16 protein-coding genes and 4 pseudogenes are annotated in these 20310 nt (G+C 55.9%); 13 read left to right on the top strand and 7 right to left on the bottom strand.

Translation table 11 applies throughout. The annotated features are described in order from the left end of the window. Nucleotides 1-349: 349 nt before the first annotated feature. The 5 genes and pseudogenes from ACP6KB_RS20690 to ACP6KB_RS20670 all read right to left on the bottom strand — a co-directional run. Nucleotides 350-643 (bottom strand): annotated as a pseudogene (locus ACP6KB_RS20690) (immunity protein Tsi6 family protein); the annotation flags it as partial. 58 nt (nt 644-701) lie between these two features. Further along, nucleotides 702-1190 carry a hypothetical protein gene (locus ACP6KB_RS20685; protein WP_442109135.1) on the bottom strand — a complete coding sequence of 163 codons (489 nt, stop codon included), beginning with the start codon at nt 1188-1190 and terminating at the stop codon, nt 702-704. Between the two features lie 862 nt (nt 1191-2052). After that, a pseudogene (locus tag ACP6KB_RS20680) lies at nt 2053-2106 on the bottom strand (hypothetical protein); the annotation flags it as partial. 134 nt (nt 2107-2240) lie between these two features. After that, nucleotides 2241-2537 (bottom strand): hypothetical protein, encoded by a 297-nt coding sequence (locus ACP6KB_RS20675; RefSeq protein ID WP_442109134.1) that lies wholly within the window; start codon nt 2535-2537, stop codon nt 2241-2243. A gap of 7 nt (nt 2538-2544) precedes the next feature. Beyond that, on the bottom strand, nt 2545-3975 hold the full coding sequence (locus ACP6KB_RS20670; RefSeq protein WP_442109133.1) for a DUF6861 domain-containing protein: 1431 nt from the start codon (nt 3973-3975) through the stop codon (nt 2545-2547). 725 nt (nt 3976-4700) lie between these two features. On the opposite strand from ACP6KB_RS20670, the gene ACP6KB_RS20665 reads away from it, so the two are divergent. From ACP6KB_RS20665 to ACP6KB_RS20605, 13 genes and pseudogenes are all read left to right on the top strand, one after another. After that, nucleotides 4701-6557 carry a type VI secretion system Vgr family protein gene (locus ACP6KB_RS20665; RefSeq protein WP_442109132.1) on the top strand — a complete coding sequence of 619 codons (1857 nt, stop codon included), beginning with the start codon at nt 4701-4703 and terminating at the stop codon, nt 6555-6557. An 11-nt stretch (nt 6558-6568) separates the two neighbouring features. Then, nucleotides 6569-7153 carry a DcrB-related protein gene (locus ACP6KB_RS20660; protein WP_442109131.1) on the top strand — a complete coding sequence of 195 codons (585 nt, stop codon included), beginning with the start codon at nt 6569-6571 and terminating at the stop codon, nt 7151-7153. 36 nt (nt 7154-7189) lie between these two features. Continuing rightward, the gene (locus ACP6KB_RS20655; RefSeq protein ID WP_442109130.1) at nt 7190-7657 is read left to right on the top strand and encodes a DcrB-related protein; all 468 of its coding nucleotides are present in this window, start codon (nt 7190-7192) and stop codon (nt 7655-7657) included. Between the two features lie 6 nt (nt 7658-7663). Further along, a complete protein-coding gene (locus ACP6KB_RS20650; protein WP_442109129.1) occupies nt 7664-11821 on the top strand; it encodes an RHS repeat-associated core domain-containing protein in 4158 nt (1385 codons plus the stop codon). After that, nucleotides 11818-12285, top strand: coding sequence for a hypothetical protein (locus tag ACP6KB_RS20645; protein WP_442109128.1), 468 nt, complete (start codon nt 11818-11820; stop codon nt 12283-12285). Before ACP6KB_RS20650 ends, ACP6KB_RS20645 begins: the two co-directional genes overlap by 4 nt. A gap of 140 nt (nt 12286-12425) precedes the next feature. Next, entirely contained in the window at nt 12426-12938 is a 513-nt protein-coding gene (locus ACP6KB_RS20640) for an imm11 family protein (RefSeq protein ID WP_442109127.1), read from the top strand. Further along, the gene (locus ACP6KB_RS20635) at nt 12925-13185 is read left to right on the top strand and encodes a hypothetical protein (RefSeq protein ID WP_442109126.1); all 261 of its coding nucleotides are present in this window, start codon (nt 12925-12927) and stop codon (nt 13183-13185) included. The genes ACP6KB_RS20640 and ACP6KB_RS20635 overlap by 14 nt, the downstream gene beginning before the upstream one ends. Nucleotides 13186-13200: 15 nt before the next feature. After that, a pseudogene (locus ACP6KB_RS20630) lies at nt 13201-14922 on the top strand (RHS repeat-associated core domain-containing protein); the annotation flags it as partial. Nucleotides 14923-14988: 66 nt separating this feature from the next. Then, nucleotides 14989-15303, top strand: coding sequence for an HNH endonuclease (locus tag ACP6KB_RS20625; protein ID WP_442114353.1), 315 nt, complete (start codon nt 14989-14991; stop codon nt 15301-15303). 12 nt (nt 15304-15315) lie between these two features. Next, nucleotides 15316-15834, top strand: coding sequence for an SMI1/KNR4 family protein (locus ACP6KB_RS20620; RefSeq protein WP_442109125.1), 519 nt, complete (start codon nt 15316-15318; stop codon nt 15832-15834). 455 nt (nt 15835-16289) lie between these two features. Continuing rightward, nucleotides 16290-17143, top strand: a pseudogene (locus ACP6KB_RS20615) (type IV secretion protein Rhs); the annotation flags it as partial. 14 nt (nt 17144-17157) lie between these two features. Next, nucleotides 17158-17628 carry an SMI1/KNR4 family protein gene (locus ACP6KB_RS20610; RefSeq protein ID WP_442109124.1) on the top strand — a complete coding sequence of 157 codons (471 nt, stop codon included), beginning with the start codon at nt 17158-17160 and terminating at the stop codon, nt 17626-17628. Between the two features lie 258 nt (nt 17629-17886). Continuing rightward, the gene (locus ACP6KB_RS20605; RefSeq protein ID WP_442109123.1) at nt 17887-18336 is read left to right on the top strand and encodes a DUF6386 family protein; all 450 of its coding nucleotides are present in this window, start codon (nt 17887-17889) and stop codon (nt 18334-18336) included. Between the two features lie 199 nt (nt 18337-18535). On the opposite strand, the gene ACP6KB_RS20600 is transcribed toward ACP6KB_RS20605, so the two are convergent. After that, a complete protein-coding gene (locus tag ACP6KB_RS20600; protein ID WP_442109122.1) occupies nt 18536-18937 on the bottom strand; it encodes an ACT domain-containing protein in 402 nt (133 codons plus the stop codon). Nucleotides 18938-19082: 145 nt separating this feature from the next. Beyond that, nucleotides 19083-20108 carry an AraC family transcriptional regulator GliR gene (gliR, locus tag ACP6KB_RS20595; RefSeq protein WP_442109121.1) on the bottom strand — a complete coding sequence of 342 codons (1026 nt, stop codon included), beginning with the start codon at nt 20106-20108 and terminating at the stop codon, nt 19083-19085. Between the last annotated feature and the right edge of the window lie 202 nt (nt 20109-20310).

The following is a 20310-nucleotide window of genomic DNA, read 5'->3' as shown; positions in this document are numbered from 1 at the left end:
GTTACCCCTCCGTTGGCTTTCCACCCATGTTCGCCATCAGCCGACGCAGGACAGGGGACTCGCCGCCCGTCAACTCGATACGAAACTCTGCAAAGGCGTGTTCAAGCTCGGCGTACTGCTGCAGCCCTTCTTCGGTGAGCAGGCAGCGACCCGGTATTTCATGCCATTCCATGGGCGTCAGGATCATCTGCTGCTCAGCCAACTCCAGCAGCGGTTCCAGTTCGACACCCAACCGCCTGGCGGCTGGGATGTGCAGCTTGAGGTTGTCGAGGATGGCCCGCAGTGCCAGCGATTTGAGCTTCAAGCGATCAGTATTCACAGGGCGGCCGGATCTGTGCGTTGGCAATCGATCGGGCGGCTGGATCTTGAGGCCGCGAGCAGACTGAATGGCCACGTAGTAGGCGTCCTTCAAGACGCGGGCAAGTTCGGGATCATTGTCCTCGAACTCCTTTGCTGCGATGGCGCCCATGCTGAGTTGGTGGAGCTTGGATTTGTCTGACTCGCGCCCTTCGAACACGGCTTTTACCAAGTCCAATTGATTGAGCAGCATCCCGTAAAGTGGATTGCGAGGGCAAACCCTTTTCCGCTCTTCAGTGAGATCGATAGCCTTCTGCACATAGTCGAGGGGCGTTGTGGGTTTCATGGCTTACCTGGCATTGGTCGTACAAGCGCGACTATTCGTTTCTCAACCACCGACGCTGTCAACGGCCATCGACCTGAACGCAGACGTCCTTGCCATCGATCACCTTGCATGGCCAGTTGTCGTTGATGTAATGGTCTGGCTTGAAACATACCCGCTCATCATTGACCCAGAACAGCTGCCAGGCAGAACCTGATATCAACAGTTTCGAGCAGGGCGAATATCCCCTGGCCAGCAATGCCACGGTCGTTAAAACCATCACGGCAGGGACTACATAGATCAGCGTCTTCAGCGACACCCCGAACATCAGTGTCTGGAAACGGTGCAGCCGTGAACCAGGGGCAGGGTCGAACTTTTCTCCGGTCCAGGCGCAAATCGTACTGCCAACGAGCAGGATGGCCAGTGCCGGCGGCGCCATGAGCAGACCGAACGCGAGGTACGGGGTTTCCACGACGGGAGCGCCGCGCAGCAGTCTGCCGTACAGCGGGAACAGGTAGTGGATGTACGCATAAACCGAGATGGCGCCTACCAGCAGGAATGTGGCGATCATGCCGACGGCTAGCAGCCTGAGCTTGAGAGGCGAAAGGCCAGGGGGCAACTGTGTGGAGTACGATGCCATCGTCAGGGCTCGGGCAGGCGATAGGTGGGTCGCATTATAGTGCGCTGCGAAACTTCGATGCTGATGGCTACCCTGCAGTACGTGAGCAAGACACGATCAAACTGTTCGAAACAAGCAGCTTGGTAATTATTGTCACTCATCAAACTGGACACATACATTCTTATCCCCTATGCGCTTACAGGGCTTATTGTCGCTAGTATAGGAGTCAGGCTTGAAGCAATATCGCGAATCGTTGACCCAATACACTTTCCAGGCCGAACCGGAAATTAGTAACTTTTGACAGGGTGTGTATCCCTTGGCCCACAAGGCTAGTGTTACTAGTATCGCCAGTACCGGCGCTATGCAGATCATTGACCATAGTGTCAATTTATATGAGTTGTATTGAAATCGGTGTAGTCGAGTGTTGGCCGGCGGATCAAATTTTTTGGCGTGCCAGCATGCGTATGCCGAGGTTATGACAAGTATTGGGCTAGCTGTGCACATGGCGATCAGCATAAAGCCCAAGTATGGCGTAATCACGATGGGTGCATTTCTAAAAAGATTGCCGAGTAACGGCAGTACGTCGCTCTTGAGCCAGTAGGCTGATAGTAAGCCTAGGGTAGCGGTCAATAGACAAGTAAGAAAAGCCACGAGGCGAAATAGAAGTGGGGATCGCTCGTGGAATTCATAGGGTTGGTGTGTGGTCATTATTAAAACTTTGGCAAGCTGAAAGGCGGGAGTCGCGTGGGCAAACAATCGGGAAATTGGATCTTGAGTCCGCGAGCAGACTGAATGGCCACGTAGTAGGCGTCCTTCAATCGGGATCATTTTCTTCGAACTCCTTCGATGCGATGGTGCCTATGCTGAGTTGGAGCTTGTATTTGTCTGGCTCCCGCCCTTCAAAAACGGCTTTTGCTTAGTCGAGTTTATTGAACAGAATCCCGTAGAGTGGATTGCGAGCGCAAGCCCTGCTCAGCTGTGCGACGAGATCGACACTATCAATCAAACCCTCTCAAAAGCCTCCCATAGATCTTGCCGAATATTGTCCAGCTTGATATTGGCTGCGACCCGTTCCTGCGAAGTGCCAGCGTCAACGTAAACATCTGAGAAGCCCGACTTGGATCCGGCCATAGTTCTATATAGGGAGGCTGCACGCTCCCAATGCGGGTCGTTCCGAGTGACGCTGTTTGAAAGTGCCTTGATTGTAGAGTTTATACCTCCGTCGAAGCTGTAGCAGCCTTCTCGGTGATAAATCTCTTTAAGTTCTTTCAGGAGTTCTGCCGCTTTAATGTTATTCATTTTGACTTTACTTTAATGGAGTTGGCTGTCCCAGCGTTTCAACGCCTGGCATTTTCCAAGGTTCTTGCACGAAAATCTGATGGATATTCTGACCTCCGACATAAATGCCGCCTTGGTTGCCTACGGGGCCTTCGTAAACGATGCTACCTGCAGGAATCTTAACCGAATACACGGTATTAATTGGTGAGCTTCCCGTCAATTCACCAGTCAATCCATCAATCCATTGAGGTTTGACAGCGGTGTCAATCCGAACTTGAGCAACGGATGTAGGGGGAGCTTCTGTAAACCATTGCCCTAGTGACTTCCCATTAATGTCTCCGCCGCGATGAAGCACCGTATCCTCATAAAGCTCGATGGCGCGATAGCGGCCCCCAGAAAAGTTTGCGGCTGGATTTCCTCTGATTTCTGCCAGAGGACCAGGATTGCTGACCATGTCAAACTCACCAATTACCCTGCCTGGCAAAGTCGTTTTCCCGAGCAGCGGGCGTTCAATGGCATTTAAAGGTGTGTTGTCGATCTTCTGGGGGGCTGGAGCGTGTTGCGACGAAGGAGCAGATTCGGGATAGGTCCGATTAAGCGGTGTGGGTTCTTTCACCAACAGCTCCGCCTGCGTCAGCAGCTTCTGCTCGTTTTTCGCCAACCAGGCCGCCAACTGCTTGTTGGAAATCTCGGCCTGCAAACGGGCACTGCGTGTGGCAATGCTTTCCATGCTGCTCATCACCCCGGCCTTCATCTGCCCACGCGTCAGGTAGGTGACGATGGCGGTCAACAACAGCAGCACTAATTGCTCCTGTCCGCGGGCCAGTTGACGCGCCGCGCGCTCGACACGCTCCTCGGCCTGCGCTGCGGAGCCGCCGCTTGGGTCAAGGCCGGCAGGTTTGAGGCCATCCTCGGCAAACCAGGCGGTGGCCATCCCTTGCTGCAAGGTCGACAGGCATGCTGGCAGGCCTTGGTAGAAGTATTCGGCAATCGCCGACAGCCCCAGCCCCATGAGGATCAGGTTACCCACCTGCAGGCCAATACCGGCGCCCGCCACGGCTCCAGGGGCCGCGCCGACACCAAAGGCGAACGCACCGGCCGCACCACCGGCCAGGGTGCCCACCGCTACACTGCCGCCGAGAATCATGGAGACCTCTTTGACCAGTTGCAACAGCACCGGCAGGATCTGCTCGATGCCAATCGAGGACCACTTGCGCTTGAGGTTGTATTGAATGATCGGGTAGGACAGGGCCATGGCCTGGCGCACGTTGTCGATGCGCTCGCCACCGAGGTAGCCATAGGTCTGATTGGCGCCGTTGCTCACCCGTCGGCTGAAACCATCCCAGGCCTCGTGGGCACTGTTCAGGCCGCTATCGACGCTCTGGTTGAGTGCGCTGAATTTCTGCTCGAGGTTGCGCTCGATGTCTCCCCAACTGGGGGTGTTGGCTAAAAGGTCCATTTTCGCTTCACTGTCCATGGCAGTAGGCAGCGCTTCGGCGTCCTGCGCTGCATTTCGCGTCAGACCTCAGCGCTTGCGAGAAGGTCCAGACGGGTGCTCATTGTTCTCATGCCGACCCTGCACAGCAATGATGGCAATTAAATATCGCTAGGCCTGTCTGGTCTAAGTGATAGCCGCGAGCGCCAGAACTGCTGGCGTTCTTGGAAGCTTTAGGCCAGGGCGAAAAAATGCTGAGAAAGTTGAACCAGGCCACGTTATGTAACATTTTTCTTCGATTTTTCGTTCGGGCGGCAGGTAGCAATTCGACGTGATTGGTGCGCATGCACAAGCCCTTGTGTTGCGCCGTTGTGCACGCCCCTAAGTCCTTCTGCCACGGGCGATTCGGCAAGGGACACGGCTGCCCAGGGCAACCGGTGAAGGGTGTCGGTGGTGGCTATATGCTACTGCTGAATTTCGCTGTATCCCGTGTGCCATGTGGGCTGCAGCGAGTTGACAGGGTAGCTTTTGCCAGTGTCTCCTTTGGGCCTTTCTGCTCGCCTGGTATTCGGGAATGTGAACCAGGTCGCATTAAATCAAGGTGAGTGATGGCACTTTCCGCGCAGCGGGCAGTCGCATGATTCCACAGGCTACACGCATGACGCGCGCCTGCCTGATGCGCCCGCAAGATCAGAGTTGTAGCTGAGCATCGCGCAAGCGTGCTGGCCGTGTTTTCAAGGAGATTTAGAATGATCATGGACCTGGCCACCGCGCTGCTGTCGCCGCAGAACCGCCGCCTGTTCAAGTTTCACAACCTGGCCAACCCCGAGCAGGAACTGCTGCTGGAAACCTTCAAGGGCGCAGAGGGCCTGTCGCGGGCATTCAACTACGAATTGCTGCTGGTGTGTGAAGACTCCGGCGTGCCGTTGAAGTCGATGATGGGCCAGCACGTCAGCATCGAAATTGAGCTGGCAGCTGGCGGCCCACGCTATATCACCGGTTACCTCACGCGCTTCGCCAGCATCGGCAGCGACGGCGGTATGGCCCGCTACACTGCCACCCTCAACCCGTGGTTCTCGATGCTCAAGAACCGCTTCGACACCCGGATATTCCAGGGCAATACGGTCGAGGAAGTGGTCACCCAGGTGTTCGCCCTGTGCCCGGCGTTTTCCCGCCACGAGTTCCGCCTGACCCGACCGCAGAAGCGCTATACCTACATCACCCAGTACCGCGAGTCTGACTTCAACTTCGTCCAGCGGCTGCTGGAGGAAGAGGGGATGTTCTACTACTTCGAGCACACCGCCGAAGGTCACACGATGATCATCTGCGATGACTCCAGCACCTTGGTGGATATCCCCGAGCAACCGCAAATCCGTTTCCACAGCGCTTCGGTTACCGAGACCGCCGACTCCATCACCCAGTGGAGCGGTAACCGCCAGCTGCAGTCCGGCAAGATGGCCACGCAAACCTTCGATTACCGCCAACCCAACAACCGCCTGCCGGTGGCGATGAACAGTGTGAACAAGCAGGGTGATGTCGAGAGCTTTGAAATCTACGACTTCCCCGGCCAGTACACCCACGGCACCTACGACGAAGGCGAAACCCTGTTGCGCTTGCGCATTGAAGCCCTTGAACTGCGCGGCAAGAAGTTCGAAGGCGCGAGCAACTGCCGCGCCATGAAGCCCGGCTACACCTTCGAGTTGCTACAACACTACTCCCACGATCAGGGCGCCGTAGAAGACCGTCAATTCTTGCTGATGCGCGTGGAAAGTGAAGGCCACAACAACTACCTCAGCGGCCAGCAGGCCAGCTACTTCAACACCTTCATCTGCGTGCGCAAGAAAATTCCGTTTCGTCCACAACTGAGCACGCCTAAGCCGAGCATCGCTGGCCCGCAAACAGCCATCATCGTCGGCCCACCCGGCGAAGAGATCTACACCGACGAACTGGGCCGGGTGAAGATCCAGTTCCACTGGGACCGCAACGGCGAATTCAACGACCACAGCTCATGCTGGGTGCGCGTCGCCCAATCCGGCGCCAGCGGCGGTTTCGGCAGCATCCAGATCCCACGGGTTGGCGATGAAGTCGTGGTGGTGTTTCTCGACGGTAACCCAGACCGTCCGTTGATCATGGGTAGCCTGTACAACAGCAGCAACACGCCGCCGTGGTCGCTGCCGGCGAACAAGACGCAGAGTGGTTTTCTGACCCGCTCGATGAAAGGCGATGGCGGTACCGCGAACTTCTTCCGCTTCGAAGACAAGTCTGGCGCCGAGCAGATCATCATGCACGCCGAGCGGAACATGGACACCGAGATCGAACTGGATGAGACCCATGATGTGGGCAATAACCGGACGATCACGGTCGGTGGTGCGCATCAGGAAATCATCAAGAAAGACACGCTGGTCAATGTTCAGGAAGGCTCGTACACCTTGCAGGTGGACAACCAGTTCATTCAGGTCAGCGCCAAACAGCACATCATCCTGCAGGTGGGGGCTAGCAGCATTACGCTGACCCCGGAAGGTATCGAGATCAAAGGCAAGGTCATTACCACCACCAGCACCGACACCACGCAGATCACCGGCGCCGCCGTGCGGATCAACGACTGAGGCTGCTGACGATGAGCAGGTCCTCTATCTACGACCGCATTTCTGCGCGGCGCGAAGCCGAGCAGCAAGCAAGTCGCCTGGCCGAGCTGGCGCAAGCAGCCAGCGTACCAGCCCCTCTGCCCGAACCAGAACCGCTGCCAGTTGCCCTGCAGAACGTCGCCAGCGGTTTTACCTTCGGCGGTTTCAATCTGCTATTTCCGGTGGGTTTCCGGTTTCGCGACGTCCAGACCACCCTCGAGCACGAAGGGGAATCGGTAACCCTCAACATCCGCCGCCGCGATGTGCGCTCCACGCAGACGCTGGAGCAACTGTTCGACGCTGCAATTCAAGCCTTGCGTGAAGTGAACCCACAGCTGCGCGTGATTCGTCAGCGCGACTGCCATGTGGCAGGCAGCCCGGCCAAGGCGCTGGACTTTCACTTCGCTGCCGGTCATGAGCCCCGACACGGGCGCCTGGTCGGGACGCTGGTGCCTGTCGAAGGCAGCGACGCCGCGCAATGGCTGGACATCTCCTGCGTGATTGACCCGACCAAGCCGGGCTTGAGCCAGTGGCTGGCTGAATTCGACCGCATGCTCGATAACCTCGCGCTGCGCTGACCCCCCACTATTTTTGCTATCAGGAATTTTCATCGTATGGATTACGCGTTGCAGGAAGGCGGCATTGCGCTGCCAGCAGGTTTTGAGGATCGCACGGTCAACATGTTCGTCTTGGGGGCCAGTGTTCCTGCACCGTTGAGCATCACTGTCTCGCGTGACGTCTTGCTGCCTGACGAAACATTGCAGGCCTATGTGGATCGCCAGGTCAAAATGCTGACCTCTAAGTTGCGCGGCTACACACGCATGGGCAACAAGGCGGTCTCGCTTTCGGCCACTGCGCCAATCGCTGGCGTGCAGATCGACGCCTATTACATGAACCAGGGTCGCCCGCTGTACCAGCGCCAGGCCGCCTTCATCATCAGCCCCGGGCGTGCGCTGATTTTCTCCACCACCGCACAAGCCGACTTCAGCCCCCAGCAGAATCAGGACTGGGACAACCTGCTCGCCAGCTTCACCCCGCGCACGCCTGCCAACACCAGTGCCGAGCACGGCGAACAGGAGTAATTCCTCATGTTCGAAGCGGCCAGGTTCGGCGACGACATATCGCACACCAGCGCGCTGGGCGGGTTCCTGATCGGAGCTGCCCTGGGCATTGCGCTGGTGGCTACAGTGGCCATCGCCACGTTCACTTGCGGGTTTGGCGTGGCCTTGCTGGCCGGCCTCGCAGCGGGCATCGGAGGCAGCTTGCTGACTGCCGCCGGGGAGGCGATAGGCAGTCTGTTTTCATCCCCCTCCGGGACGATTACCACTGCCTCCCCCAATGTGTTCATCAATAGCCGTAAAGCGGCGCGCGTCGAGAAAAGCATCGGCGCCTGCGACAAGCATCCAGGGCCGGTGCAGATTGCCGAAGGCTCGACCAACGTCTTCATCAACAGCGTGGCGGCGGCGCGCAAGGGCGACAAGCTGACCTGCGGCGCTACGATTTCTGGCGGTTCGGACAACGTCATCATCGGCGGCGGCACCTACCGCTACCTGCCAGTCGACGACGAAATCCCGCAATGGCTGCGCACCACCGTGGATGTGCTGATGGCCATTGCCGGTGCCGCCGGGGGGATTGCTCAATTGCTCAAGGCCGGCACCCAGGCCGGCATGAAAGCGGTTATGCCCTGCGCCTTGAAGTTCACCGCAGGCTTCGTTGCTGGCGAGGTGGCCAGCCGCTACGTGGTGGAGCCGGTGGCGCGCAAGGCGATTGGCGGGCTGATCGGCAACCCGGTCGATCTCACCACCGGGCGCAAATTGATTCCCGATGAAATCGACTTCAGCCTGCCCGGCCTGATGCCGATTGAATGGTCGCGTTTCTACGCCAGCGACCTCACCGTCGACAGCGTGCTCGGTCGCGGCTGGGTGCTGCCCTGGGAACAGAGCCTGCGCCGCCAAGGCAGCTTCATCTACCTTACCGACAACCAGGGCCGGGAAGTCCCGTTCGTTACCCTGCAACCGGGCGAGCGTATCTACAACCCGCACGAGCAGGTGTACCTGGTGTGCAGCGAGGGCGGTCACTACCTGTTGCAAACCCTCGACAACCTGTTCTTCTACTTCGGTGAAGTGCCAGACGACAACCGCAACGTCCCGCTGCAGCGTATCGAAAACGCCCTCGGCCACTTCCTGCATTTCACCCGCACGCCCGACGGCACACTCACCGACATCAGCGCCACCGGCGGCACCCGCGTGCACCTGCATTACGATCACCCGCTGGGCCGTCTGACCGATATCAAGCGTGTGGTGAACAACCAGCCGGTTGAAACGCTCACCCAGTACCGCTACGACGCACACGGCCAACTGAGTGAAGTGATCAACCGCAACGGCGATTCGGTGCGGCGCTTCAGCTACGCCGAAGACGTGATGGTGAGCCACAGCAACGCCCTGGGCCTGGGCTGCCACTACCGCTGGCAAACCCTTGGCGGTGCGCCACGCGTGGTGGAGCACTGGACCAGCGATGGTGAGCACTTCCATTTTCGCTACGACCTCGACGCCCGCAGCAGTTGGGCCACTGATGTGCTCGGGCGCGAGCTGCAGGTGCAGTACAACGCCGACCACCGCGTGATTGCCAGCCGGGACTATGGTGGCGAACGCTACGCCATCGACCTGGACGAACACGGCAACATGGTCGGCCTGAGCTTGCCGGACGGCAACCAGCTCAGCTTCACCTACGACGAATTCGCCCGCCTGCTGGAAGAGTGCGACCCGCTCGGTCGCAAGACCACCTACGAATACCACCACCTGACCCGGCTGGTGACGAAAGTCACCTACCCGGATGGCAGCACCTGGCAGGCGCGCTACGACGACAAGGGCAACCTGCTCGCCGAAACCGATGCCCTGGGGAACCTGACCGAATACCTCAACAGCGACGACGGCTTGCCGCACACCATCATCGACGCGACCTACAAGTCCAAATACCTGTGGTGGAACACCCTGGCGCAAGTCGAGCGCTATCAGGACTGCTCAGGCAAAAGTACCTACTACCGCTACGACGAACGCCAGCACCTGGTCGCCGTTACCGACGCGCTGAAGCAAACCACCACACTGGAGCGCAAACCCGACGGCGAAGTACTGCGCATCAACTACCCGGACGGCACAGCAGAACACTTCACCTACAACGTCTACGGCCAGGTGCTCAGCCACACCGACGGCAAGGGCCAGAGCACCCGCTTGCTGCGCACCGCCCGCGGCTTGCCGAGCAGCCGGCAGGATGCCAAAGGCCAGCGCGTGCGCTACGAATACGACAAGGCCCTGCGCCTGACCGCGCTGGTCAACGAGAACAACGCCACCTACAGCTTTGCTTACGACCTGTCGGATCGGCTCAGTGAAGAAGTGCGGGTCGATAACCTGACCCGGCGCTTCAGCTACAACGACGGCGGCCACCTGACCCGGCTCGACGAGATCGGCTACGGCGAAAACGCCGAGCGCCCGCAGCGCCATACCCTGTTCGAACGCGACCGCATTGGTCGTTTGATTACCAAGATCAACAGCGATGCGCAGCAGGCCTTCCAGTATGACGACGGCGACCGCTTGCTGAGCATCGAGCGACAACCGACCGGGCTCGGTAAGCAACTCGGTGTTAGCGAAGAAAAGTTGGAGTACGCCTACGACCGGCTGGGGCGTCTGACGCAAGAGGTCACCCCGGATGGCACGCTCACCTATGAATACGACCCCCTCAGCAACCTCACCACATTGACCCTGCCGGATGGTCGCAAGGTCAACCACCTGTACTACGGCAGCGGCCACCTGCACCAGCTGAACCTGGACGGTCAGGTGATCAGCGACATGGAGCGTGATGACCTGCACCGCGAGGTGTACCGGACCCAGGGCAAGCTCACCAGTTGCTTTGGTTACGACGCCATGGGGCGTAAGGCGTGGCAGTTTGCGTCAACGTTGCCTGCCGACAAGCTGTCACAGGTGCACAACACCGGCATTAACACGTCGCTACTGGTGGAGCATGCCTACAACCCGATTCACCGGCGCTACCAGTACGATCCTGCGGGGGAATTGGTACGCACGCTGGACAAGCTACGCGGCGAGATCAAATACGAGTACGAAGCCAATGGCCAGTTACACAGCCGCGATACCGGCTCATTGATTGGCAGTGAAGAATTCCGCTACGACCCTGCCGCCAACCGCCTGGACTTCAATGCTCGGCAGTTCGACAAGGTCAAGGACAACCGCATCAAGCAGTGGCGGGATCAGGAATACCGCTACGACCCGTGGGGCAACCTGATTGAGAAGCGCTCGGGGCACAGCAAGCTGCAGCGCTTTAGCTACGATTGTGAAAACCGGTTGGTGCGGGCTGAGACGCTGGTCAATGGCAAGCTGGAAAGTACCGGGCGTTATCGGTACGACAGCCTAGGACGGCGGGTTGGCAAGCAGGCAGAACTCAACGGCGAGGTTGAGCAGAAACGCTTCTTCTGGCAAGGGCTGCGGATGCTGCGCGAGGAGACGCCCGGGCAGAGCATCCTGTACCTGTATGAGCCGGGAAGCTATGCGCCGCTGGCGCGGGTTGATCAGGTGGAGGGAGAAGAGCAGAAGGTCTACTACTTCCATACTGATCAGATTGGTACGCCGCTGGAGCTGACGGACAGCGATGGAGAAATTGTCTGGCAGGCGACGTATCGGTCGTGGGGCGCGATTGAGCAACTAACGGTCAATGAAGTCGAGCAGAATTTGCGGTTTCAGGGGCAGTACTCTGACTCAGAGACGGGGCTGCACTACAACACGTTCAGGTACTACGATCCGGAGGTCGGGCGGTTTGTAACGCAGGATCCGATTGGATTGGATGGAGGGTTCAACCTTTATCGATACGTACCGAGCCCAACGGGCTGGATTGATCCTTGGGGATGGGAGTGCTGGGGGACTGCGCGTAAGAACTACTGGAAAGCTGAGGCTAAAGCCCCTACTCAGGCATATTCTCCTGCCAACCTTGCTCGGATGGCGGAAGGTAAAGCTCCTAAAATGACTGTTCTAGTAAGGAACAGGAAAACCTTCGCGGTGACCAAAAAGGAAATGACTTTGGAGCTTCATCATAATGACATCCCGCAGCGAGTTGGTGGGGCCGGGGTACATGATAAAGAAAACTTACTTTCGCTAACTCCGTGGGAGCATGAGGCCGTAGATTTGTATCGCCATGTTGGGTACGATTTGATAAAAGTTATTAAGGGAGTAAATGTTTGGTGAGTACTAGTTCAGATGTTGTAAGTGGCGTTGTCAATTCAGAGGCTTATCAGAATATAGTTTCCCAACTAAAGAAAGATGTGGGTATTACTATATGTGAAGAGCTTTCGGAGTTGTTTTGTGATTTTGATGCGGCGGCTTTTGATCGATCGGGGTTGTCGATTGAAGAGCTTAAAGCTGTATTTGAGGCTGGATCAGATGAAATAAGAGACTATTCAATTAGAAAGTATAAGGCTTTAGACGGGGCTTCAGAAGAGCAGGAATATCCTGTGGGTGAAGAACCTGATGAAGAAGATGATGAGTTTGAAAGCGAAAATTTAGGTTATGCCCCAGGCTTTTTGTTGGCTAATGCGATAGAGTTTCTGCTTGCGAAAAAAGGGGGGAGGTACTTAGAGAAATACCTAAAAGAGTCTAGGGTTCCGAAGGCAGGGGAGTATGCTAAGCAAGTCTTGTCATTTATAGGGTAGGTTTTTGTTGGTAGATGACGTGGCGTTAGTCCGTGGGGGATTTTAGGTTTTGAGTGTTTAGGAGGTGTTATGAATTATTACTCAATGTGCCATGAGGTGGTAGATGGAGGGTACACTGATGGTGAGGTATTATTTTTCCAGTGCTTGAAGATTACTATCAAGTCGGGAGGCTTTTGTCTATATCAGGTTTGTCCATAGAGGTGATCTTGGATAAGAGGGTTCGCAATCTGAGCTCTGACTTCTTTTTGACAACATGTGGCGCATTTTTCGTATCTGGAGAATTGAAAAATGTTTTTAATGAAGTCAATTCTGAGGCGAGTTTTATTCGTGCTGAAGTGAAATATTTTAGCGGAAAGCCTGTTGAGGAGGAGTACTTTCTTATCCATGTTGACGAGAAGGTCTCATGCTTTGACTATGAGCAGTCAGAGTACTCTGGGAAAACCATGATTTTAAATAAGGTTAAGGCGGGTGAGCTGGATAATGACTACAAGGTTCGAGGTATAAAAAAGCTTTGTATTGATGAGTTAAAGACTGGTGGTCTGGATTTTTTATTTGTTGAAGGCGTGATATGGATTGACCCGATTGTGTCGGAGACTTTTGTACGTAAGGTTGAAAGTAAGAAGCTTTTAGTGAGATTTGATGCTGTCGGATGATGTTGGCTTGCCGCACACCATCATCGACGCGACCTACAAGTCCAAATACCTGTGGTGGAGCACCCTGGCGCAAGTCGAGCGCTATCAGGACTGCTCAGGCAAGAGCACCTACTACCGCTACGACGAACGCCAGCACCTGGTCGCCGTCACCGATGCGCTGAACCAGACCACCACACTGGAGCGCAAACCCGACGGTGAAGTACTGCGCATCAACTACCCGGACGGCAGCGCGGAAACCTTCGCCTAGAACGTCTACGGCCAGGTGCTCAGCCACACCGACGGCAAAGGCCAGACCACCCGCTTGCTGCGCACCGCCCGCGGGCTGCCGAGCAGCCGGCAGGATGCCAAGGGCCAGCGGGTGCGTTACGAATACGACAAGGCCCTGCGCCTGACCGCGTTGGTCAACGAGAACAACGCCACCTACAGCTTTGCTTACGACCTGTCGGATCGGCTCAGTGAAGAAGTGCGGGTCGATAACCTGACCCGGCGCTTCAGCTACAACGACGGCGGCCACCTGACCCGGCTCGACGAGATCGGCTACGGCGAAAACGCCGAACGCCCGCAGCGCCATACCCTGTTCGAACGCGACCGCATTGGGCGCTTGATTACCAAGATCAACAGCGATACGCAGCAAACCTTCCAGTACGACGATGGCGACCGCTTGCTGAGCATCGAGCGGCAACCGACTGGGCTCGGTAAGCAACTCGGCGTTAGCGAAGAAAAGTTGGAGTACGCCTACGACCGGCTGGGGCGTCTGACGCAAGAGGTCACCCCGGATGGCACGCTCACCTATGAATACGACCCCCTCAGCAACCTCACCACACTGACCCTGCCGGATGGCCGCAAGGTCAACCACCTGTACTACGGCAGCGGCCACCTGCACCAACTGAACCTGGACGGTCAGGTGATCAGCGACATGGAGCGTGATGACCTGCACCGCGAGGTGTACCGGACCCAGGGCAAGCTCACCAGTTGCTTTGGTTACGACGCGATGGGGCGCAAGGCGTGGCAGTTTGCCTCGACCTTGCCTGCCGACAAGCTGTCCCAGGTGCACAACACCGGCATTAACACGTCGCTACTGGTGGAGCATGCCTACAACCCGATTCACCGCCGCTATCAATACGACCCGGCAGGCGAACTGGTGCGCACGCTGGACAAGCTACGCGGCGAGATCAAATACGAGTACGAAGCCAATGGCCAATTGCACAGTCGTGATACCGGCTCGTTGATTGGCAGTGAAGAGTTCCGCTACGACCCAGCCGCCAACCGCCTGGACTTCAATGCCCGGCAGTTCGACAAGGTCAAGGACAACCGCATCAGTCGGTGGCGGGATCAGGAATACCGCTACGACCCGTGGGGCAACCTGATTGAGAAGCGCTCGGGACATAGCAAGTTGCAGCGCTTTAGCTATGACTGTGAAAACCGGTTGGTGCGGGCTGAGACGCTGGTCAATGGCAAGCTGGAAAGTACCGGACGGTATCGGTACGACAGCTTGGGGCGGCGGGTTGGCAAGCAGGCAGAACTCAACGGTGAGGTTGAGCAGAAACGCTTCCTCTGGCAAGGGCTGCGGATGCTGCGCGAGGAGACGCCTGGGCAGAGCATCTTGTACCTGTATGAGCCGGGAAGCTATGCGCCGTTGGCGCGGGTTGATCAGGCGGAAGGGGAAGAGCAGAAGGTCTACTACTTCCATACTGATCAGATTGGTACGCCGCTGGAGCTGACCGACAGCGAGGGCGAGATTGTCTGGCAGGCAACCTATCGCTCCTGGGGCGCGATTGAACAACTGACGGTCAATGAAGTTGAGCAGAACTTGCGGCTTCAGGGGCAGTACTCTGACTCAGAGACAGGTCTACACTACAATACATTCCGATTCTATGATCCTGAATCGGGCCGCTTCATCACACAGGACCCAATAGGTCTGTCCGGAGGTATAAACCTCTATCAATATGCAGTAAATCCAATTGCATGGATCGACCCGTGGGGTTGGAATGCAAAGCCATCTCACTCCCCCGATATAGCTAAATGGCTGGATAAGGGCGGGTCGGTTCACATGGAAGTTGAAGGTCGTACTTGGGTTTATCAAGACTGGGAAGGTAATATCGTAAGGTATCCTGAAGGTCATCCGGATTTCACACCGTATCAACGGCAGCAGGTCGATGTCCCTGACCTGAAAGGGAATCATGGTAAGAACCCTGGTGGCGATTTCGGTAAGTCGGATGCTCTTGCACCTAAAGGAAAGGCTGATTATTCAAAGAACACTTGGCATCACCATGAAAATATGAAGACGATGCAAGAGGTCCCTAAAAAGATACATAACAGATTTACCCACTCCGGTGGTGTCAAAAATATGAAGACTTCTTGTTAATTGGGTGAAATTATGCCGATTGTATATAAAGCTGGCCTAAGTGATTCTGAGATAAATGCAGTTGAGTCTGCGCTGAAAGTAGTGCTGCCTGATAGCTATAGGCAGTTGCTAAAGCGTATGAACGGTTTTTATTTGACTGAGCCAGATTTCGGTCAATTGCCGTTGCCAGCCATTGATGAGGGTGTTATCAGCTTTGACCGACTTTTCGGGGTCGTTCCGGAGGAGGAGTGTAACGACTTGGTTAGTTTCAATAGTGAATTTATTGACGAGTTGAGTTTCATAAAAGGCGTGTTTGCCATTGGCGAGGATGGGGGTGGGAATCCCTACGTACTGATAAGTGAGCCCGGCCGGGAAGGTGTTTATTACTGGGATCGAACTCACTTGCATGAGGGCGATTCAGTTAATAAATATGACATCGCAGAGCAGGGTGAGTGTGGTCACCTGTATTTGGTAGCAAAAGATATTGATGGGTTGTTCGATACGCTCGTCTCCTCCCTTGGTGGAGATGTGGCTATGATTGAGGAAGCGTGATTTTTACGGGTTTCGTTAAAATCAGCTTGCGACAAGATTTGCTTGAGTCTGGAAAGTGTACCTGCGTCGTCTGCCGCTAATTTGTGGGGCTGGGAATTAATTGTATAGTTTGCGGGTTAAGTTGGTTGGTTAATCTGGAAGTTGGTTTTTTTGATTGATGGTCGCGGTTGGATATGTTTTTTTACGTATCGAGTGCGGCTGATCTTTAAAAATTGGAGTAATTCAGTGAGGCGACTTTCGCCTCATTTTTTTTGTCATAAAGTCCACCTCAGGCTTGATATCTAGCTGGCCGCCAACTCGTAATAAAATTGGACGAACACGGCAACATGGTCGGCCTGAGCTTGCCGGACGGCAACCAGCTCAGCTTCACCTACGACGAATTCGCCCGCCTGCTGGAAGAGCGCGACCCGCTCGGTCGCAAGACCACCTACGAATACCACCACCTGACCCGGCTGGTGACGAAAGTCACCTACCCGGATGGCAGCACCTGGCAGGCGCGCTACGACGACAAGGGCAACCTGCTTGCCGAAACCGATGCCTTGGGGAACCTGACCGAATACCTCAACGGCGACGATGGCCTGCCGCACACCATCATCGACGCGACCTACAAGTCCAAATACCTGTGGTGGAACACCCTGGCGCAAGTCGAGCGCTATCAGGACTGCTCGGGCAAAAGTACCTACTACCGCTACGACGAACGCCAGCACCTGGTCGCCGTCACCGACGCGCTGAACCAGACCACCACACTGGAGCGCAAACCCGACGGCGAAGTACTGCGCATCGACTACCCGGACGGCAGCGCGGAAACCTTCGCCTACAACGTCTACGGCCAGGTGCTCAGCCACACCGACGGTAAGGGCCAGACCACCCGCCTGCTACGCACCGCTCGCGGGCTGCCGAGCAGCCGGCAGGATGCCAAAGGCCAGCGGGTGCGTTACGAATACGACAAGGCCCTGCGCCTGACCGCGTTGGTCAACGAGAACAGCGCCACCTACAGCTTTGCTTACGATCAGTCGGCTCAGCGACGAAGTGCGAGTCACGGCAGTGACCACCTGCACCAGCTGAACTTGGGCGGCCAAGTGATTAGCGATATGGGGCGTGATGACCTGCACCGCGAGATGTATCGGACTCAGGGGAAACTTATCAGTTGCTTTGGTTACGACGCGATGTGGCGCAAACGTGGCCGTCCGCGTCAATGCTGCCTGCCGACAACTTTTCAAAGATGCATAACACTGGCGTTAACACGTTGCTACAGGTGGAACATGCCTACAACCTAGAACGCCGCCATTACCAATACGATTTCGCGGGTTAACTGGTACGCATATGAGCTATATTGAAAAGCTGGAGTTGAAAATTAATGCGAGCGGAGAGGATCCTGCATTTTCTGGTGGTGCAACCGATGAAGTGATAAGGGAGTTCGAAAAGGCGTTGGGTGTAAAGTTTCCTGAGTCATATGTTGAGTTTCTCAAGAAATATGGAGCCTTATCATTTGCAGGTGATACCTATTATGGGATTACCAAGGGCGGTGTTGATGCAGTAGCTATCCCTAGTGTTGCCTTTGCCACAAAAAGTGCTCGTGCAGATGGTGATGCAGACGATTCGATGATTGTAGTTAAAGCTTCAGGGTATGGTCCAATTTACTCAATAGATACCTCGGTCATCGGTGAGTCTGGGGAACCTGTTATAGTAGAAACGAAACCCTCCTTCAAGCGGACAAAAGAGAAAAATATTATTTATCATAGTTTTCAAGGGTTTTTTAGCGATATGGTTGGTCAAGCAATCAAAGAGCTATAATTGGTTAGTCAGGTTTCTCGATGCGCAAAGAGTTGGTTGTGATCTGCTTAAAAAACCGGTTGCAGTGGCCTGGCGAAAGACCGCAAGGTCAGCCATTTATACTGGTGCTCAATGTATGCGATAGGCGTGCCTAAGTGTCAAGGAGATTAGTTGAAAGCCCAGGTTTGTAAAGGATCAATCCTGTTGATTTGATTGTTGGTGGGTGGGTTGGTTGGAAATTCGGAAATGTTATTTTTGAGATGATTTTTGGAGTGATATATGAATCAAGGGTTTTCTGTGGTTACTGATACTGCGACTTTGGTTGTGTTTGATCTTCAAGCAATACAGCATCGAATAGATGATACATGTGATTGGTGGAGTATTCAGGTTGATGAGCTTTTAGAGATGAACGAGGGCAATATTGCTTTTTTGAATGTGGGGGGAGATGGTAGGTATCAAGTAAAGATACAGGAGGATTTGCTTAGGGAGTTTGGTGGTGTTTATTTGAAATTTCCTTCTGGGCGCGTTTTCATTGGTGCAGGGGAGGATGCTACTGGAGGGGGGTTAGAGCCTGATGGGTCAGATGCAATTCAAGGAGTGTTTCTCGATTTTGAAATAGGTAGCTATTATATGAAATACAAGGTTGAAGGAGAGGCAATCTGTTTGGCGTTCTCGCCTTCTACTAGGTCCTATAACGAATTTGCAAGTCCGGTAAGGTTCACAGTTTAACCTCTGCTGAGGTGCGGCTTTCTGAAGTGGATATAAGATTGTTGCTTGCAAGAGGGCGCTAGGCGGAAAGTTATAGAGGGTTGATGTCCCCAGTAAAATTGCCCTGGCCGAAGAGCCCCCGACTGGTTCAAGTAACACCCTGCACTAATAGCCAACCCGGTGCGCGTAGCGCCAGCAAGCTTGTAGGGTGTGAGGCAGGTTATCCCGCAGCCCGCGACAACCCCTCCAGCACCGACATAGCCTTCTGAGCGTCATCAACGCCCACAAACACGTGGTCGTGGTAGTACGCAGCAATCACGTTGCAACTGATCCCGGCATTGCCCAGGGCTGCAGAGAAGGCGGCGGTCAATCCCACTGCATCCAGTGCCGAGTGGATGGTCAGGGTAATCCACGCCGCGACGAAGTCGTATTTCAATCCCAGTGCATCGGCGCGGCTGCGTTCGACGATCAGCGTCAGGCCTTCCTGCTCGCGGAAGCTACCGATGATCTGCTCGGGAGCAAGCCCTGAAAAGTCTGTAACGCTGCAGAACACATATTCGCCCTGGTTGAGGTGAGGGCTCATGCCTTGCAGTAACGCGGATATGGATTTTTCGCCAGCCATCGATCAGCTCCAGTACAGGTAAGTGGGGTAGTCTGCCGTGCCTGGCGCTATTAGTTGAATGAATACTCGTAATTGTTGATTAGAGAAAGTGATGAGTCTGCGCGCTGCTGCAGTAGCAAAAGCGCTAGCGCTGGCAGCGCTTTGCTTAGCCGGTCGGTTCCCGGTAGGTCTGGCGAAACTCGCCCGGTGGTATGCCGCGCCAGCTTTTGAAGGTGCGGTGGAACGAGCGCGGTTCGGTGAAGCCCAGGTACTGGGCGATGTCCTGGATCGGTAAGGTGCTGTGCAGCAGGTAGTGTTCGGCCAGTTCCTGGCGCAGGCTGTCGAGGATCTGCTGGTAAGAGGTGTTGGCCTGGTGCAACTGGCGTTGCAGGGTGCGTACTGAGATGGCGAAGTGTTCTGCCACTTGTTCTTTGCGTGGCAGGCCTTCTTTGAGCAGTTGACGCAAAACGTTTTTCACGCGTTGCTCCAGCGACGCATCTTCCAGGCTGGCCATCAGGCTCAGGGCGTGTTCTTCGAGGGTGCGCAGCAGGTGCGCGTCGGCCTGGCGCAACGGCAGTTGCAGGTAGGGCAGCGGCACAATCAGTGCCGAGTAGGGCTGGTCGAACAGCACCGGGCAGTCGAAGAACTGCTCGTATTGAGCCGCTTCGGTGTCTGCTGGCTGCGCATGTTCAAGCCATACCGCCGCCGGTGACAGTTGGGTGTCGGCGATCCAGCGCGCATATTGCAGCCACGAGCCCAGCACGTTTTCCACCAGGTGGCGGCGGATGCGCGGGCGCTGGTGGCGGCAGTTCCAGATCAGGTGTACCTGCTCACCCTGCAGTTCGGCGCGGCTCACGCCCATGTCCCCAACCAGTTTCTCGAACGGCATGATGCGGTTCATGGCATCGCCCAGGGTGGCGCAGTTCATGGTGATGTAGCCCAGCACGCTCCAGGAGTTGGGCAGCACGAAGCGCGCCGAGTTGAGCCCAAACAACGGGTCGCCGGAGTGTTCGCAGAAGTAGTCGAGCAGGTGCTCGTGGACTTCGCCCGGCAGCCGCAGGCTGTTGTCGCTCAGGTGTTCGGCCTGCAAACCGGCCACTGCTAGCGCCGGTTCAATGGCAACGCCCAGCTGTTCAGCATGACGCACGTACTTGAGCAGGGGCGGCAGCGAGGTGTAGCCGAGGGAGTGCATGATCGGGTTCCTTTGATCGGGGCCGGCTGGCGCAGCGGTAAGCCCTGCAAGGTAAGTTGAAAGCGCCGCCAAAGTAAATGGCTGCAGGCGTGTGCGGGTTGGCTCAATTGGCTACTTCGGCTGGCCGGATGCGACCGTGACAGCTTGGAGCAACTGGCTACTATAGGCGCCATAACTGTAACCAAATAAGAACCATAAAAGG

It is taken from the genome of Pseudomonas sp. NUPR-001 (genome assembly GCF_052147955.1).
Lineage (GTDB): Bacteria > Pseudomonadota > Gammaproteobacteria > Pseudomonadales > Pseudomonadaceae > Aquipseudomonas.
This window is presented reverse-complemented; position numbering and strand designations above follow the sequence as displayed.